This is a genomic window from Pontibacter sp. BAB1700 (assembly GCF_000277005.1).
Taxonomy (GTDB): Bacteria; Bacteroidota; Bacteroidia; order Cytophagales; family Hymenobacteraceae; genus Pontibacter; species Pontibacter lucknowensis.
Genome location: NZ_AKIS01000002.1, coordinates 1 through 17,742 on the forward strand (window position 1 = coordinate 1; position 17,742 = coordinate 17,742).

At 48.8% G+C, this 17,742-nt stretch carries 11 protein-coding genes, 1 tRNA gene and 3 pseudogenes; 8 read left to right on the forward strand and 7 right to left on the reverse strand.

Annotated features, from left to right (window positions below; translation table 11 throughout):
* Positions 1-1,024: pseudogene (locus tag O71_RS00215) on the reverse strand (UDP-glucose/GDP-mannose dehydrogenase family protein); the annotation flags it as partial.
* Between the two features lie 590 nt (positions 1,025-1,614).
* Here O71_RS00215 and O71_RS00220 point away from each other — a divergent pair.
* A complete protein-coding gene (locus O71_RS00220) occupies positions 1,615-2,514 on the forward strand; it encodes an alpha/beta fold hydrolase (RefSeq protein WP_007652036.1) in 900 nt (299 codons plus the stop codon).
* Between the two features lie 17 nt (positions 2,515-2,531).
* Positions 2,532-2,777, forward strand: a complete 246-nt coding sequence (locus O71_RS00225) for a hypothetical protein (protein ID WP_007652037.1) — start codon at positions 2,532-2,534, stop codon at positions 2,775-2,777.
* A 79-nt stretch (positions 2,778-2,856) separates the two neighbouring features.
* On the opposite strand, the gene O71_RS24870 is transcribed toward O71_RS00225, so the two are convergent.
* Positions 2,857-3,579 carry an FAD-binding oxidoreductase gene (locus O71_RS24870; RefSeq protein ID WP_237717636.1) on the reverse strand — a complete coding sequence of 241 codons (723 nt, stop codon included), beginning with the start codon at positions 3,577-3,579 and terminating at the stop codon, positions 2,857-2,859.
* Positions 3,507-4,258 (reverse strand): annotated as a pseudogene (locus O71_RS26920) (FAD-binding oxidoreductase). Before O71_RS26920 ends, O71_RS24870 begins: the two are co-directional and overlap by 73 nt.
* Positions 4,259-4,330: 72 nt before the next feature.
* Between O71_RS26920 and O71_RS00235 the strand changes: the two are divergent.
* The 5 genes from O71_RS00235 to O71_RS00250 all read left to right on the forward strand — a co-directional run bounded on the left by O71_RS00235 (position 4,331) and on the right by O71_RS00250 (position 12,100).
* A complete protein-coding gene (locus O71_RS00235; RefSeq protein WP_234986406.1) occupies positions 4,331-4,969 on the forward strand; it encodes a C40 family peptidase in 639 nt (212 codons plus the stop codon).
* Positions 4,970-5,256: 287 nt separating this feature from the next.
* Entirely contained in the window at positions 5,257-6,135 is an 879-nt protein-coding gene (locus O71_RS22940) for a carboxypeptidase-like regulatory domain-containing protein (RefSeq protein ID WP_192811613.1), read from the forward strand.
* A complete protein-coding gene (locus O71_RS00240; RefSeq protein ID WP_051017651.1) occupies positions 6,081-8,402 on the forward strand; it encodes a hypothetical protein in 2,322 nt (773 codons plus the stop codon). Before O71_RS22940 ends, O71_RS00240 begins: the two co-directional genes overlap by 55 nt.
* Positions 8,403-8,690: 288 nt before the next feature.
* Positions 8,691-11,909 (forward strand): TonB-dependent receptor domain-containing protein, encoded by a 3,219-nt coding sequence (locus tag O71_RS00245; protein WP_369750837.1) that lies wholly within the window; start codon positions 8,691-8,693, stop codon positions 11,907-11,909.
* A gap of 117 nt (positions 11,910-12,026) precedes the next feature.
* Positions 12,027-12,100: transfer RNA gene (locus O71_RS00250), tRNA-Ala, on the forward strand.
* Between the two features lie 178 nt (positions 12,101-12,278).
* Here O71_RS00250 and O71_RS00255 read toward each other — a convergent pair.
* Positions 12,279-13,190, reverse strand: a complete 912-nt coding sequence (locus O71_RS00255) for an exonuclease domain-containing protein (RefSeq protein WP_007652041.1) — start codon at positions 13,188-13,190, stop codon at positions 12,279-12,281.
* A gap of 37 nt (positions 13,191-13,227) precedes the next feature.
* Positions 13,228-14,955 carry a hypothetical protein gene (locus O71_RS00260; RefSeq protein WP_007652042.1) on the reverse strand — a complete coding sequence of 576 codons (1,728 nt, stop codon included), beginning with the start codon at positions 14,953-14,955 and terminating at the stop codon, positions 13,228-13,230.
* 421 nt (positions 14,956-15,376) lie between these two features.
* Here O71_RS00260 and O71_RS00265 point away from each other — a divergent pair, with 421 nt between their 5' ends.
* Positions 15,377-15,817: a DUF2267 domain-containing protein gene (locus O71_RS00265; RefSeq protein WP_230392341.1), complete on the forward strand. Its 441-nt coding sequence runs from the start codon at positions 15,377-15,379 to the stop codon at positions 15,815-15,817.
* A 67-nt stretch (positions 15,818-15,884) separates the two neighbouring features.
* Here the strand turns inward: O71_RS00265 and cysK are convergent.
* Positions 15,885-16,801 (reverse strand): annotated as a pseudogene (cysK, locus tag O71_RS00270) (cysteine synthase A).
* A 14-nt stretch (positions 16,802-16,815) separates the two neighbouring features.
* Positions 16,816-17,658 (reverse strand): serine O-acetyltransferase, encoded by an 843-nt coding sequence (locus O71_RS00275; protein ID WP_007652047.1) that lies wholly within the window; start codon positions 17,656-17,658, stop codon positions 16,816-16,818.
* Positions 17,659-17,742 lie beyond the last annotated feature (84 nt).

Here is a 17,742-nt window from a genome sequence, read left to right on the forward strand (position 1 = left end):
ATGATGACCAGCGAGGGCGCCTCGCGCATGTCGTCGGTCTTGGGCTTGAAGGAGAGGCCCCACACGGCGAAGGTCTTGCCCGTCAGGTCGCCTGAGAAGTAGTTGTCCACCTTGTTGAAGAGCACCGACTTCTGACGCTCGTTGACCGTCTCCACCGACTTCAATACCTCCATGGAGTAGCCGTTCTCGGAGGCCGTCTTGATCAGGGCCTTCACGTCCTTGGGGAAGCACGATCCCCCGTAGCCGATGCCCGGGTAGATGAACTTGTTGCCGATGCGGGCGTCGCTTCCGATGCCGCGGCGCACCATGTTCACGTCGGCGCCCATGATCTCGCACAGGTTGGCGATGTCGTTCATGAACGAGATCTTTGTCGCCAGCATGGCGTTGGCCGCGTACTTGGTCATCTCCGCCGAGGGGATGTCCATGAAGATCAAGGGGTGGCCGTTCATCAAAAACGGCTTGTAGAGCTTGGCCATCACCTGCTCGGCCCTGTCGGAGTCCACGCCCACCACGATGCGGTCCGGCTTGAGGAAGTCGTCGATGGCGGCCCCCTCCTTCAGGAACTCGGGGTTGGAGGCCACGTCGAAGGCGATGTCGGCGCCGCGCGCCTCAAGCTCCTCTGCGATGGCCTGGCGCACCTTGGCCGCCGTGCCCACCGGCACCGTGCTCTTGGTCACCACCACCAGGTAGTCGGTCATCGAGCGGCCGATCTCGCGGGCCACGGCCAGCACGTACTTCAGGTCGGCGAGCCGTCCTCGCCCGGCGGCGTGCCCACGGCGATGAAGGCCACCTGGCAGCCCTGCACGCTCTCGGCAAGGCTGGTGGAGAAGGAGAGGCGCTCCTTCTGGGCGTTGCGCGTCACCATCTCCTCGAGGCCCGGCTCGTAGATGGGCAGGATGCCCTGCTTGAGGTTGTCTATCTTCTTGGAGTCGATGTCGATGCAGGTCACGTCGATGCCCACCTCGGCAAAGCAGGTGCCCGTCACCAGGCCAACATAGCCCGTGCCAACTACAGCTATTCTCATAGGTAAATATTATTAATGAAGTACAAACTTAAAGTTTTTAAAAAATCAATATGCAATCTAAACGAGCTTATCCGCATCCCATTGCTGCCAATTCTCATAAACCACTCACTAAACAGAGCAGTTTATTTTGCGAGCGAAAGCATCAACTTATGCAGCCAGCACCTGTCTCCTGATAAAATGTAAACAGTTGCACAGGGATGTTCCCCATGAAACCCACACAGTTAAAAAGTCAAAATTAAACATTTTTTAAGAAGGAGTTGAATTTGGCTACTAATGTTGGCCGCAGGAATACCGGGCAATCTGATCACCTGGCAGAGCCTTTCCTTCAAAATACCGTGAACCGGCGACTTGTCTTACTTTGTTCAGGACAAAAGTGTTACGGTATATCCTCAAAAATTAAAATAAATCAATACTACTTCTTTCCTATCCGACAGCCTGTGTTGCTAGGATACATTCATATACGTCAGTATTATCTGCCAGTAACGCCGTACTCCCACTAAATTGATGCAACTGATATATTTTTACTTTTCTCAACAACCTGAGTTCCTGTCTCAAGTATAGATAAGGGTAGAACACACCCTGAGTCACCTATGAAACCAGACTGGCTGGACACCAAAGAATACCCCTTTAAATCCAAATTTCTGGAATTAGAAGCGGGCAAGATGCATTATATCGATGAAGGGCAGGGCCACCCGATCGTTATGATCCATGGTACGCCCTCGTGGTCTTTTGCCTACCGCAACCTGATCAAGATCCTGAGCAAAAAATACCGCTGTGTGGCTCTGGACCTGATCGGCTTTGGCTTGTCCGACAAACCTAAGGACTGGAGTTATAAGCCCAGGGCACATGCCGCTAACTTTGAGCAGTTAATGGCGCACCTGGGACTTGACAATATCACCTTGCTGGTACATGACTTTGGCGCACCGATTGGGCTGGCCTATGCGATCAAACATCCAGAAAAGGTGCAGAATATTGTTATGCTCAATACCTGGACCTGGTCCCTGTCCAATCATCAGGTGTTTTCAAAGGCCAGTAAGTACCTGGTAGGCCCGCTAGGCAAGTTTTTGCATTCCAAACTCAACCTCACCACAGACCAACTGGTGCACGAACTGTTTGGGCAGGAGAGCAAGATGCCAGAAAAGCTTAAAGAGCAGTATACCCGCGCACTTGGCGACCCTGACGACACCGTAAGCTCACTGGCCTGCGCCCGGGAGCTGGTAGGTGTAAGCAAGTGGTATGATGAACTTTGGAAAGAGCGCAAAAAGATTCAGGATACTCCGACCCTCATCTTATGGGGAGAGCGTGACAAACTTGTTAAAATTGAGGCATTACAGCGCTGGAAAAAATTCTTCCATGAGTGCTATGTACTGCACTTTGAGGATAGCGGCCACTTTCTGATGGAAGAGCACGCCGATGAGGTTTCCCGGTACGTGAGCAACTTTATAAAAGAGGAAGACAAAAAGAAAGAAAAGACATTACACAATTCATAAACATAAAACGAGCGATTATGACGGAACCCGATAAAACCTTAAAAGAGGCCTTGTTTCGCAGTCACCAGGCGACAGAAAAGGCTAACCAAGCCCAGAACAAGCTGTATAACATGAGTACAGGTCAGCAGGCGGGAGAGACGCAAGGCAACTCTATACCTGAACTGCACGAATCACCTCGCAACCTGCTACAATCATGGGACACCCTGCGACAGTTGGATGAGGCCCTGGAAGACAAAAAGCCAAACCATGAACGTAAATCCTGATATATACCGAGAATCAGAACTTATACCGGTTCTCTATCAATAAAAAGCGGCAGCCATTTTATGACTGCCGCTTTCTTTTTCAGAATATTTTCCCGGGATTCAGGATGCCCTTCGGATCAAAGAGCTGCTTTATACCTTGCATAAGCCGGAGTTGGACCTCACTAAGTGCTATACCTATGTAAGGACGCTGCACCAGACCGATACCATGCTCACCAGATATGGTACCACCCAGTGACACACAAAGCCTGAAAATCTCCTTTATACCTTCGGGAAGCTTGTTGTTCCAATCATCGTCTGACATGTCAGCCTTCACGATATTGATATGCAGGTTGCCATCACCGGCATGGCCGTAGCACACAGACTTGAAGTGATACCTTGCCCCAATCTCCTTTACACCACGTAATAGAGTGGGCAGTTCGGCACGGGGCACCACCGTGTCTTCTTCTTTGTAAATGGAGTTGCTCTTCACAGCATGGCCTACATTACGACGTAAACGCCAGAGGTCTTCTTTCTGTTTTTCAGTATCGGCCACGAGTATGTCCCCTACATCAAATGTTTCCAGCACTTCATAAACCCGCTCCGCATCCTTGTAAAGCAGGTCCATGTCGTTACCATCGAGCTCTATGAGCAGGTGTGCCCGCTCATCAGCTGCCATAGGCACTTCCAGGTTCATGTAACGGCAAGTCCACTCAATGGCTTCACGCTCCATGAATTCGAGGGCAGAGGGCACTATACCTGCGGTAAATATGCTGGATACAGCTGCTGCCGCCTCTTCTTCTTTCCGGAAAGGCACCAGCAGCACCAGGTTCTGAGTGGGGTAAGGTATAAGCTTAAAGACAATTTTGGTGATGATGCCAGGGTGCCTTCGCTCCCGACCATCAACTGCGTCAGATTATACCCCGTGGCGTTTTTGAGCACATTGGCCCCCGTCCAGGTGATTTCCCCGCATGGCAACACAACTTCCACATTCAGCACATAGTCTTTGGTAACGCCATACTTCACTGCCCTGGGCCCACCGGAAGACTCGCTCAGGTTACCGCCCAGCTGGCTACTGCCCCGGCTCGACGGGTCAGGCGGGTAGAAAAGCCGCGGGCGATCACAGCCTCCTGAAACACCTGCGTGATCACGCCAGGCTCCACCGTGGCCTGTAAGTTGCGCTCGTCTATCTGGATAATGGCATTGAGCCGCTCCATCGACAGCACTATGCCCCCATGTACGGCCAGCGCCCCTCCGCTTAGCCCGGTACCTGCCCCACGGGGTGTCACTGGTATGCTGTTGTCGTAGCACAACCGCATAATATGACTGATTTCTTCTGCGTTCTTTGGTTTGAGCACCACTTCAGGCAGGTAGCGTAAATCCTCTGTTTCGTCGTGGGTATAGCGTACGAATCCCTCCTGATCAGCAGGCAGCACAAGGTGCTCCTGCCCGACAATGGCGGTGAAAGCTTCAACCAGATCCGGGGTTATCTTATTAAAATTCATTTTATATTAAATAGCTTATGCTTAATTTAGCAAGCCTAATATCTTTTTAGCCACAATTTACCAAGTTACGCTTTGAGAACATCAATTACCAGTTACCTTTTATTTATCTTTTTTATTGGATTGATGGCGTCCTGTCAGTCAGCAAAGCCTACCTTCAGCAAGCGTGGCGACACTTATAAGTCGGCCAGGGAGATAGCTGAGGAAAAGCGACAGGAGCGCAAAAGAGCCAGAATGGCCGCCCGAAGCGGTGGGAAAGGCACTGTAGCGTCGAAAGACCGTACCAGTCGCACCAATGTACCCAACCCGCGCCGCCTCGACGAGCATGTGGCCACTGTCATCCATACAGCCCGCTCCTACACGGGCACTCCTTATAAGTGGGGTGGCACGACACGCGTAGGTATGGACTGCTCCGGCTTGCTCTGTACTTCTTTCCAAAGCATTAATGTGAACCTGCCGCGCACATCGGAGGAGCAGAGCCGCTTCGGTAAAACAGTAAAAGTGAGGGAGCTCAAAGAAGGGGACCTCGTATTTTTTGGGGCTAACAAAAACAGTCGTGAGATCACGCATGTGGGCATGGTGACTGAAATTGTAAACGACAGCGAAGTTAAATTCATACATGCCTCCACCAGTCTTGGTGTGATTGAAAACAATCTCAACTCTGACTACTGGCAAAAAATCTTTATCAAAGCGGTGCGGCCTTTTGAAGAATAAGCTGCGTCCTGTATTTCTTCAAAATTTTATTGCAAGTCCTGCATAGTAACTGATTGGTTACTGGTGTAATTCTAAGCTTTGCCGATACAGCCGGAATCCATAGGTGGTTAGGCGTAATCAATTCCTATAGCCGAATACATTATAGGGGGCCTTCATCCTAGCCTGTAAGGCCACAAAATTTCAAGACAAAAAAGAGATAAAATACTCATACATACGTACTTATAAGAAGTTATATTTTTTCAATTTAGCTTATAAGTATTATGAGGACTATTTACACAAAGCTGCTTGTGACCATATTGCTGCTAATGAGTGGCCACCTAGCCTGGGCACAGGGTACGACAACGGCGGCTATGAACGGTGTGGTACAGGACCAAAGCGGCTCCCCTCTACCAGGCGCAACAGTTATTGCGGTACACACACCTACCAACACGCAGTACGTAGCCGCCACGAATGCAGAAGGTCGCTACAATATCCAGAACATGCGTGTAGGCGGCCCCTACACGGTAAGAACCTCCTATGTGGGTTACCAGGAGCAGCGATTCGAAAACATCAACCTGGCGCTCGGCCAGAACTTCAGACTGGACCTCACCATTTCCGAAAGCACAACCACCCTAGGTGAAGTGCAGATCACCGCAACGCAGGACAAAGTGATCAACTCCGACAGGACAGGCGCCTCCACCAACGTGTCTACAGAGCAGCTTGAGTCACTTCCCACGATCTCCCGAAGCTTGAATGACTTCACCCGTATCACGCCACAGGCCTCCACCTCCGGGTCAGGTATATCGTTTGCCGGCCAAAACAACCGCTTCAACAATTTCTCGATAGATGGCACCGTAAACAATGACGTATTTGGTCTATCGGCCAGTGGTACTAACGGCGGACAGACCGGCGTGCAGCCGATCTCGCTGGATGCCATTGAGGCGATACAGGTTGTAATTGCTCCTTTTGATGTGAGACAAAGCGGCTTTACAGGCGGTGGTATCAATGCGATTACACGCAGCGGGTCCAACCGATTTACGGGGTCTGCCTACTATTTTGGCAACAATGAAGCATTAGTGGGCAAAAGCCTGATGACGCCAGAACCAGGCTGCCGGACTTCACAGACTACCAAATGGGCCTGCGACTTGGCGGCCCGATCATCCGGGACAAACTGTTCTTCTTTGTGAATGGCGAGAAGACCAAAAGAGTCGCTCCGCTGCTGTTCGAACCCGGAAGCCCCGGTTCAAATATTACAGTGGACGAAGCAAACAGAGTGCTGAGCGTTGCCAATCGCCTTGGTTACGATCCGGGCAGCTTTAGGGGGATAGATGACGAAACGCTGAGTGACAAGATCTTTGCCCGGCTCGACTGGAACATCACCGACAACCACCAACTTACCCTCCGGCACAGCTACGTATATGGTGAAAACCGTGACAACTCCCGCACTCCGAATGCCCTCCGCTTTGCCAATAACGCTGAATTTTTCCCGAGTACCACTAACTCGACCGTTATGCAGCTGCGCAGTCAGTTTGGGGGGCAGTTTGCCAACGAGGCTCTGATCGGCTTCACGGCAGTGCGTGACGACCGTGATATCATCGGTGACCCTTTCCCGAACGTACTGATCCGTTTGTCTGGTGGCCGAACTATTTCGCTGGGTAGTGAGCCGTTTTCGGTGCAAAACCAGCTTGACCAGGATGTACTCACTATTACGAATAACTTCAACGCATTTCTGGGCAAGCACACGATCACGCTGGGTACGCACAATGAGTTTTACAAAACTTACAACCTATTCATCCGGCAGGAGTTTGGAGCCTACGAATACAACTCCCTCGAAGCTTTCGAAGCGATTGGCACACCAAACGAAGCTGCGCCAGGGGCTTTCTTCCGCAACTACTCCCGCACCGACAATCGCCAGCAGGGCGCAGAGTTCTCTGCTTTTCAGCTCGGATTTTATGCACAGGACGAGTACGCCGTACGCAATAACCTGAAGGTAACAGCAGGTATACGCCTCGACATCCCGACGTTTAATGATGATCCGGCTGCCAATGCAGAGTTTAATGAGGCGTTTGCCAGCAGGGGCCTGGCCACTGACAAGACCCCTGGCGCTCAGCTTATGCTCTCCCCCCGTGTTGGTGTCAATTGGGATGTGTTTGATGATGGCAATACGCAGGTACGTGGCGGAGCCGGGGTCTTCACCGGTAGAGCTCCCTTCGTGTGGATAGCAAATCAATATACCAATACAGGGCAAATGCTGGGTAGTCTGGCACTCACTTCAGGTCCGCTGCTGGAGCAGATTCGCTTCAACCCAAACCCGAACACCCAGCCAACAGCTACCACGGTTGGCCTGTCAGACAGAACGGCTGAGATCAATATCACAGATCCTGACTTTAAGTTTCCGCAGTTGTTCAGGGTAAACGCGGCCGTTGACCATCGCCTCCCCTTTGATCTGATCGCAACGCTGGAAGGTATATACTCCAAGAACCTGAACAACATCTATTACCAGAACCTGAACCTAGAGCAAACCGGCACTTTGACAGGAGCAGACAATCGGCCTGTGTTTGGCCGTATACAGGGCAATAATTTTCAGGACATCATCTACCTGACCAATACCAGCCGTGGTTTTGGCTACAGTCTGACAGGTCAGTTACAAAAGACCTTCATGGAAAACGGCATCTCAGGTTCATTGGCCTATACCTATTCCAGAGCTAAGGATGTGAACCCCGGCAACTCCAGCCAGGCCCGCTCTAACTGGATAAACGTAAACCAGGTGGAAGGTCTCAATAATGTAAGGGAAGCCTTTGCTGACAATGATGTGCGCTCCAGGGTAGTGGCTGGCCTGACGTATAACTTCAATTACCTGGGCTTCGCAGGTACGACCATCTCCGCCTTTTACAATGGGCAGACAGGGGTACCGCTTTCCTACATCTACAATGGAGACGTGAACAATGATGCCGGCAGAACCAATGACCTGATCTATGTGCCAGGCAGCGCCTCAGAGATAAACCTGGTCCCTTTTACCGATCGGGATGGAACGGTCGTATCACCTGAGCAGCAGTGGCAGGCGCTGGATGCCTTTATCAGCGGCAATGACTATCTAAGCGATAGACGAGGCCAGTATGCCGAGCGAAACGGAGACAGACTCCCCTGGACTAACCAGATTGACCTGCGCATTATGCAGGAATTCAGGGTAGGGCAAAATGATAACGCCCATCGGCTGCAACTGACCTTTGACATCTTTAATTTTACGAACCTGCTCAACAAAGACTGGGGGCGACAGTACACTGCCACTTTCAATGCTTTTCAGGCCATTGATTTTGTAGGCTACGAGCCCGGTACCACAACACCCCGCTTCAACTACACCGGTCGCGGTCTGACCGACGGAAATCCCTATTTTGTGAATGACTTTTCGTCACGATGGAGAGCCCAGTTCGGTATTCGCTACATTTTCAATTAAAAGTAAACTCTGTCCAAAAATTAACTGAGTGCCAAAAAGAAAGGCGGAGCTGTATGGCTCCGCCTTTCTTTTTGGCACTCAGTGTTTAGACAAGTAGTATGTTCGCAATTTACAATAATTTTTTGTTGCTAAAAAGCAAATAACATAAGACAGATTATTAATAATAATTTAATCATTAAGTAGTTGCATTTCGAATTATACCCTCTAATTTTGCGGGCAAAAATCAATCAATCTTTTATGAAAAAGTTATTACTATCAACACTGCTTATGTTGCTGTGCGTGGTTACTATGCACGCCCAGGTAACAACAAGTAGTATTACCGGATCCGTTAAGGATTCAAAAGGTGAAGCTTTGATCGGTGCAACCGTAAGAGCAACACACGGTCCTTCAGGCACCACGTACGGTGGTGTAACGAATGTTGAGGGTCGTTTTAACGTTCCTAACGTTCGCGTTGGTGGTCCTTACACCATCGAAGTAAGCTACATTGGCTACGAGCCAAAAGTTTACAGCAACATTTCATTGAGCTTGGGTGTTCCTTACCAGCTTGATGCAACAATGGCTGACGGTGGTCAGCAGCTTCAGGAAGTAATTGTTAGCACTGACCGCTCTTCTGTGTTCAACGCTAACAAAACAGGTGCCGCTACTAACGTAGGCATACAGCAGCTGGAGAAACTTCCTACTATCAACAGAAGTGTAACAGACTTCACACGTCTGACTCCACAGGCAAACGGTAACGGTTTTGCTGGCCGTGACGGTCGTTTCAACAACCTTCAGGTAGACGGTGCTAACTTCAACAACGGCTTCGGTCTTAGCTCTAATCCACTTCCTGGTGGCAACTCTCAGCCGATCTCTCTTGACGCGATCGAAGAGGTTCAGGTAAACATCGCTCCTTACGACGTACGTCAGTCAGGCTTTACTGGTGCTGGCATCAACGCTGTAACACGTAGCGGTACAAACCAATTCTCTGGTTCTGCTTATACCTTCTACAGAAACCAGGATTTCAACGGTAGAAAAGTTGGTGACAACGAACTGCCAGAGCAGACTGAAAGAAAGAACCAGATCTTCGGTGCCCGTCTTGGTGGTCCGATCATCAAAAACAAATTGTTCTTCTTCGCTAACTTCGAGCACGAGAACGAAACTTACCCTGGTGTAAACTGGGTAGCTTCCCGTCCAGGCCTTAGTGGTCCAAACGTTTCCAGAACTACTGCAGAAGACCTGGAGCGCGTTCGTCAGCACCTGATCACCAAGTATGGTTATGACCCAGGTGCTTATGAGAACTACGCAAACGAGTTTAACAACAAAAACACGAAGTTCTTGACGCGTATCGACTGGAACATCAGCGACATGCACAAGTTCACACTTCGTTACAACCAGGTAGTAGGTACAAGCGACCAGACAGTAAACGCCAGCTCTGCTCCTAACCCACGTGCCAGCTCTGCCCGTATCGGCCAGAACGCGCTTTCTTTCGCTGGTTCTAACTACGGTTTCGAAAACTCTGTACGTTCCGTAACAGCTGAATTGAATAGCACATTCTCTTCTGTACTTTCTAACCAGTTCCTGGCTACTTACAGCCGTATTCAGGACACGCGTACTTCTCCAAGCAGCATCTTCCCATTTGTTGACATCTGGAAAGACGGCGACCAGTACATGAACTTCGGTTACGAACTGTTCACTTACAACAACGACGTAATCAACAACAACTACTCGTTCATCAACAACCTTTCTTACATGCTGGGCAAGCACAACCTGACAGGTGGTGCCAGCTTTGAGGTACAGAACTTCGGTAACAGCTACCAGCGTTACGGTACTTCTTACTACCGTTATGCTTCTGTGGATGATTTCATCAATGATGCCCGTCCACTTCAGTTTGGTCTGACTTACCCTTATGAAGGTCAGGATCCATATTCACGCATCAACTTCGGTATGGCTGGTCTGTACGTACAGGATAAATTCGCTGCAACTGACCGCCTGAACCTGACTATGGGTGTGCGTGCTGAGCTGCCAGTTTACATGAACGACCTGACTCCAAACTCATCAATCGACAACCTGACACTGCTCGACACTGACGGAAACCCTACAACTTACTCTAGCGGTGAGTGGCCTAAGTCAAGAGTTCTGCTGTCGCCACGTATCGGTTTCAACCTTGATCTGCTGGAAGACCGTTCACTGTCACTTCGTGGTGGTACAGGTATCTTCTCTGGCCGTATTCCTTTTGTATGGTTGACAAACATGCCAACTAACGCTGGTGTAATCCAGAACGTATTGGAAGGTGTTCCTTCAAGCGCACTTGACGTGATTCGTTTCCAGCCTGAGCGTCTGTACTGGTTAGAGAATGGCCCGTCTAACGTGTTCATCCGTCAGCCAAACGCTGGTGCTCCTGGCAGCTTTGCCCTTGTTGACCGTAACTTCAAAATGCCACAGGTATGGAGAAGCAGCTTAGGTGCTGACTACACAATCCCTGGTACTCCATTGGTAGCTACTGCTGACATCCTTTACACAAAAGACCTGGTAGGTGTTTACCAGTTCAACGCTAACAGAAAGCCAGCTACACAGCAGCTGAACAACAACGGTGACAACCGTGACTTCTGGAATGGTTCTTCTAACGCCCAGTACACTACTGCCACTCGTGAGGCTATCGTTCTGTCAAACACAGACAAAGGCCACTCGCTGTCAGCAACTGCTGGTCTGTCACTTAACTCTAGAACAGGCTTCTTCGGTTCTGCTTTCTATACTTACACGCAGGCGAAAGACATCACTGGCAACCCAGGTTCTAATGCTGGTTCTGCCTGGTCTAACAACTACTCTATCAACGATCCAAACGAACTGTTGATGGGTATTTCTCAGTTCGCGACTCCTCACCGTGTAGTAGCTAACGCTTCTTACCGCCTGGAGTATGCTAACCGTCTTGCTACTACAGTATCCTTGTTCTACCAGGGTTCTTCTCAGGGCCGCTTCTCTTACATCTACAACGGTGACGTAAACAGAGACGGTATCAGCAACGACCTGCTTTGGATCCCAACCAGCTCTGCTGAAATGAACTTCGCTCCTATCATGAGCAATGGTCAGGTACAGTTCACTGCTGAGCAGCAGCGTCAGGCTTTTGATACATTCGTAGCTAACCAAGGTCTGGAAAGAGGTGCTTATGCTGAGCGTAACAATGGTTTGATGCCATGGTTCAACCAGTTTGACTTCAGATTGCTGCAGGACGTTTTCGGTAACATCGGTGGCAAGCGCAACACACTTCAGGTGAGCGTTGACGTGAACAACATCGGTAACATGCTGAACTCTGCATGGGGTGTAAGAGACCAACTGAACGGTGGTTCTAACTTCCACTACCAGCTGTTGAGAGTTGCTGCAGTTTCAGCTGACGGCGTTCCTACTTACAACATGATCACGGTACGTGACAATGATGGCAACACATTCCTGCCAGACTCTCCATTCCGTGAGAACTTCAGCTTATCTAGTACATGGAGCATGCAGCTTGGTCTGCGCTACATCTTCAACTAAGCAGAAAAGCTTATACAGCAAAAAGGCGGGACCAATGTCCCGCCTTTTTTATTTTCAAAATATAGCGCTCCAGTTTTTGCATATTCAAAATTTGTCCTAATTTTGTGACACTCAAACGGGGGATTAGCTCAGCTGGCTAGAGCGCTTGCATGGCATGCAAGAGGTCATCGGTTCGACTCCGATATTCTCCACACTAATAATCAAACCCTTACGTCAAAAACGTAAGGGTTTTTTATTTAGGGTCTATACAAATTGCACACTACTCTAAGGTTCTATATTACATCTTTCTTCTTGGTTTGAGCTAAGAAGTAAAACACCCTTAATTTAGAGAAGAATATTTGTTACGATGTTGGTACTTTTACTGCGAGGCTAAATATGCTGCAGGAATTCCTGTTCAGAAATTATTTCAATATCTGATCCTTGCTTCAGTAGCATTACCGCTTTTTCCTGCTTGCTACTCATTCCGTCATCCCCTACAACTCTATAATCCTGCTGCCCTACCACAAGCACGTTTGTTTTCTTAGTAACTCCTGCATCTGGTATCCCCCCGATATCAGCAACTAACTGAATGGCGTCTTTTCTCTGCATGGATGTTAAAGTACCTGTAAACACTACCCTTTTTCCATAAAAGAAATTAGACGGATCATGCTTATCAGGATCACTAACTATGGTTTTAAAATCAGTTCTTGTGCGGATATACTTTGTTTCACATGGCCTGTAGCCATCACTGTGAATTTTCCCAATGACAGTCTTTAGCTTTTCAGGAAAACACTCAAGCGACTTCACCCCTTTCAGACCAAATGTCCTAAGGGATAAATGGGCTGTCGCTAAGCTGTCGGCCGCTGCTCTATGGTGGTCCAACGGAATGTTATTTGCCTTACAAAGGGCCGCAAGCCCGTATGATGGCAAACCTTCCCATACATGTTTTGAGAATATGTAGCTACAAGCATAATCTAAATTAGGTAATGGGAGGTTGTAGAGGTCGAGAGTTCTCCTAAGCACACTGAAATCAAAGCTTGCATTATGTGCTATCAAAAATTGGTTCTCCAGGAGCGGGTGTATGTCATTCCAAAGGGCGTCAAACTCTGGTGCTTTAGCAACCATCTTTGGAGTTATACCATGAATGGAAATATTGAATGCATCAAACTCATTACCGATAGGCTTTATCAACCAAGACTTAGTTTCAGTAATTTTGTTGTCTTCCACGAAAGTCAAACCGATTTCACAGGGGCTGTTTCTTTCTGAAGTAGCTGTCTCAAAATCTATGGTAACAAAGTTCATCGAGTTACTTTTAAATCACTACTATTAATCTGGTATTTTAGAAATAATATCCCGATAGCTTGTCAAAATATTCTTTGAATTTCTTCTCTGTGTGCTTCAGGTCTGCTATATCAACAAAGAGAGAAGAAGAAAACAGGTTTTCAGCCTCTTTGTGAGTACCTAGTTCATTAGCGATTTGTTCAAACGGATGTTTGACGCCACTCTGCTTTACTCTATACCCAAACCTGCCAACAGGAACCCGCCCTTTACCCATTTTCTTGGTATGAGCCAAAGCTAGCAGGTACTCAAACATATCGAATATGTTTTCATAGTCCTTACTGTGCGGCAGGAAAGAATTGAAAAGTGGTTTCAGTTCTGAGAACAACAATTCAGACATGGGCACAAGCTGCCTGTTGCCAAGGGCTTCCCGCAGCGTGTCATAGTCCAATACTTTAGCCGCATTGACATGATCAAGGATAGAGGCTTCCCCATACCTTAGGTGGGATGTCATGGAGAACATCTTAGACAACAACTTGTAGTCCTTCTTCATGATGCTGGCAAGCCCGATGCTGTAAAGGAAGATAAGCCCTGGTAGCGTTTCGAGATCCAGCCATACGCCTCCTTCCTCTTCTCTCTCTTTTGCAGACGTGAAACAGGCTAGGCTGTTAAGCCAGATTGAATGGTGTTGTTCTTTACCCCAGTAAACCCCATTTACAAATAAGCTGCTCAGAGAACTGCATTGCTTGAAATAATAATTTACCCGTGTCTTGATCTCTTCTTTGGCTGGGGTGCCAGCGACCGGCAAAGCATTGAAATTAAAGTTTATCCGATCAACTTCACTTCTTATAAAATCATGAAGTGATATGATCTGCTCATCATGCACGATAAACTTCTTCAACTTGGTCAGTGCAATCTGCGATGTTGAAAGATGTGCAGATTTAGTGGTTTCAAGCACCTCTATCTTTTCATGCAGTTCTTTGAAGAACAAGTCAGCATTGGTGATGCTCACAGCCTTCCCTCTTCTGATGTAGGCTAGTTCTTCCAGTTCATTACCAACCTCGTCTGAATACGTGAAGTAGTTAGAGAACCTGAACTTGTTTGAAGTTTCCAAAGCCTCCTTGAGCACACGATCACTAGTGGCCGTCCATCCGCAGGTGATCAGCCCAAAATTATCTGACACATAGCGCAACAGCTCCGACAGTCTTTCCTCGTACTTGTCTGCTTCACTCTTTACATTCAGGAAGCTGGAGTCCATGTAATCTCCGTTGACTTTAATGACGGTGACCCTGGAGTGAACAATAGGCAGGGAGTTTACGATATGGCCGGGGCAGCTTATCACAACAGGCTCTATACCGATGCATCTCAATGCATTTTCTACCAGCCTGTCGAGGGTAGTTGTGATGATTACCCGCACATAGCCTTTGCTGACTAACCGGGCAATTGTTTGATGTGCAAGTGTTGGCTTCTTCAGCCCCTCCTCAAGTTCGGTTTCGTTAGGCTCAAAATATCTTCGCAAGAGATTTTGCCGCTCCGTCTCAGTGTTCGTAAGCGGCTCCAGCAGGCTTGCATAGCCCGGCCTTTCTCCAAACCGCTTAAAAAACCATTCCTCTGGTTCCGGCTCACAATTCGCATTCTCCAGCACAGCTATCTGCCTGATCAGGTCCAGGGCTATGTCACTACCCGTAGGTATGCCTGCACCGCTGGAAACACCAGAGCCTAATAAGAGCGCAAATGCACCTTTGTTATTATATATCGAATGAGCTACCGAGGAGACTTGGGCATTCATAATTCACATTGCTTCAATACCGGTACAATATATAGATAATTTTATACTAAAACCACGGAAATTATTTTCATTCTACCAGCTCTACAATTTTGACTGGTTAGAGTGCCCCTAATTGGGTATTTTGGCCTTCCTGCATTCTTTTATCTGTGTAAAATGTTTATAACCACTATACTTATACCTGCCGCTACTTCCATGAGAGGGCCAGATTTACTCCTCAAAATCAGTCGTAATCAGAAGGTGTGTATTATCCGACATCCCTTAATTCCAATCATACAGCACATTTATAAGCTATGGCGCAAACGCAACTCCATTTTATACCAATACGCCTAGACTGGTTATACCTGAGGGGTTAAATATTCCGGAACATGCCCCCATACTGCCCGTACCATATAGGACGCAATGCTTAAAGAAGGGAGGATCTATGTCAATGCCATTTAATTTTGAAGATAACATCAAGAACGCGACAGTAATGCTGCAGGACGTAGCTGCAGAGCTGCAAACAGATGACCTCAACAAAGCCGGCCGCATTTTCAGAGCCGTGCTGCAATCTATACGGGACAGATTACCTGTAAATGATGCCGTACAATTTGCCGCACAGCTGCCTATTTTCTGGAAGGGCATCTACTTCGACCAGTATGACACATCCAAGGTGCCAGTCAGGATACGGGATGCGAACGATTGGATCAATTACATCCGCAACAAGAATGCTTTTGCGGCTAATAACGACTTTCAGCAGGATGAAGAAATCACAGCGGCCTTCCGGGCTGTCTTCCGGGCTCTGCAGCGCACCATGACCGACGGACAGCTGGAGAAAGTGAAGCAGTCGCTAAACGAGGACATCCAGGAACTGCTGGCTGCCTGATAAAAAAGCTGCGCCGCCTGCTGCTTAGAGCAACAGGCGGCGCAGCTTTTTTAGATATGCTTTTGCGTTATACAAACAATCCCTCTACTGACAGGTAGCGCTCGCCTGTGTCGTAGCAAAAGGTCAGCACCCTGGCACCATCCGGAATTTCTTCGTCCAGTTTCTGCTGCACCGCTGCTAAAGAGGCCCCTGAAGACACTCCCACAAATATTCCTTCTTCCATAGCTACTCTCCTGGCATAATCGTATGCATCGTCAGCTGCCACCGTTATCACACCATCCAGCAGACTGGTATCCATTATACTGGGCACAAATCCGGCTCCTACACCTTGTATCGGGTGCGGGCCCGGCTGGCCACCGCTCAGCACCGGCGAGGCGGCAGGCTCTACAGCGTATACCTTCAGATTGGGGAAGTGCCGCTTCAGCACCCTGGCCACACCAGTTATGTGCCACCTGTGCCCACCCCGGTGATCAGGTAATCAAAGCCTTCCGGAAAATCAGCCATAATCTCCTGTGCTGTGGTTTCGATGTGAACCTGTGTGTTGGCTTCGTTGTCAAACTGCATGGGCATCCAGGAGTTATCGTGTTCTTCGAGCATTTCACGTGCCCGGTCTATCGCTCCCTTCATACCTTTTTCACGGGGTGTCAGCTCCAGCTTGGCCCCATAAGCCGCCATCAGCCTGCGTCGCTCAATGGACATGGACTCCGGCATCACCAGGATCAGGTGATACCCTTTCACAGCAGCGACCATGGCCAGTCCGACTCCGGTATTACCCGAAGTGGGCTCAATGATCACGCTATCCTTTTTCAGGACACCTCTTGTTTCGGCATCCTCTATCATAGCCAAAGCGATGCGATCTTTGATGCTGCCGCCCGGATTAGCACGTTCCAACTTCATCCATACTTCCGCTTTGTCTTTAAACATGCGGTTGATCTTCACATGGGGCGTTTTGCCTATGGTTTCAAGTATGCTATGCGCTTTCATATTTGTATCTTTTTTTAAATTGAAAAATTCAGAACATCGGCTCTGTCTTCGTAGTAACTCACTTTTATTTGTGGGCGGTGGTACACTCTTGCAAAAGGAGGCACACTTTCGGTCAGCCACACATTTCCCCCTATGATGCTGCTGTGGCCCACCACTGTATTCCCACCCAGTATGGTCGCTCCGGCATAGATGATCACATTATCTTCTATGGTAGGATGGCGTTTGAGGTTCGCCATTGATTTTTCTACACTTAGTGCTCCCAGCGTTACACCCTGGTATACTTTCACATTGTTGCCAATGTCGGCTGTCTCTCCGATCACAACGCCGGTGCCATGGTCTATGCAGAAGCGGGCTCCTATGCTAGCTTTGGGATGGATGTCTATACCTGTCTTGGTATGTGCGTAGGTGGCGAGCACGCGTGGCAGCAATGGCACCTCCATACGGCAAAACTGATGGGCCAGCCTGTATACGGCCACAGCAAAAAAGCCTGGGTAAGTGCGGATCACCTCGTCTACGTTCACTGCGGCCGGGTCACCTGCCTCTATGGCAGCGGCATCGTCATTGAGCTGGCGCTGTAGGTCCGGCAGCGCCTCAAAATAAGCATCTGCTATTTCATAAGGTTTGCCGGGCAGGCGTTCTTCTATTCTGTACAGAATCTTCTCCAAATCAGCACGCAGCAGCATGGCGTAGGCTTCAACTTCAGACCGGGAACTAAAGGAGCGCTCCGAAAGGGATGGAAAGAGCAGTTGCAGCAGGCCATCCAGAAAGGCGCAGCTCATCGAGTGTGGCACTACGTGGCGGGACTGCTTGTGCACAGCTGTCAAGTGTTCAATAAAAGCCTGGCTGATTGCTGTCATAATGCAGAAGAAACTAAGTAGCCTGATTAAAGTTTAACTGAAGTATATACAGTAAATAGCTATACGGGCAGCTGTGGCCTGTGT

What these genes read in the sequence shown, in the direction of transcription:
- O71_RS00265 (WP_230392341.1), top strand. Translation starts at nt 15,377, where the DNA reads ATGTCAATGCCATTTAATTTTGAAGATAACATCAAGAACGCGACAGTA.
- O71_RS00220 (WP_007652036.1), top strand. Translation starts at nt 1,615, where the DNA reads ATGAAACCAGACTGGCTGGACACCAAAGAATACCCCTTTAAATCCAAA.
- O71_RS00245 (WP_369750837.1), top strand. Translation starts at nt 8,691, where the DNA reads ATGCACGCCCAGGTAACAACAAGTAGTATTACCGGATCCGTTAAGGAT.
- O71_RS00240 (WP_051017651.1), top strand. Translation starts at nt 6,081, where the DNA reads ATGGGCCTGCGACTTGGCGGCCCGATCATCCGGGACAAACTGTTCTTC.
- O71_RS00275 (WP_007652047.1), bottom strand. Translation starts at nt 17,658, where the DNA reads ATGACAGCAATCAGCCAGGCTTTTATTGAACACTTGACAGCTGTGCAC.
- O71_RS00260 (WP_007652042.1), bottom strand. Translation starts at nt 14,955, where the DNA reads ATGAATGCCCAAGTCTCCTCGGTAGCTCATTCGATATATAATAACAAA.
- O71_RS00225 (WP_007652037.1), top strand. Translation starts at nt 2,532, where the DNA reads ATGACGGAACCCGATAAAACCTTAAAAGAGGCCTTGTTTCGCAGTCAC.
- O71_RS00255 (WP_007652041.1), bottom strand. Translation starts at nt 13,190, where the DNA reads ATGAACTTTGTTACCATAGATTTTGAGACAGCTACTTCAGAAAGAAAC.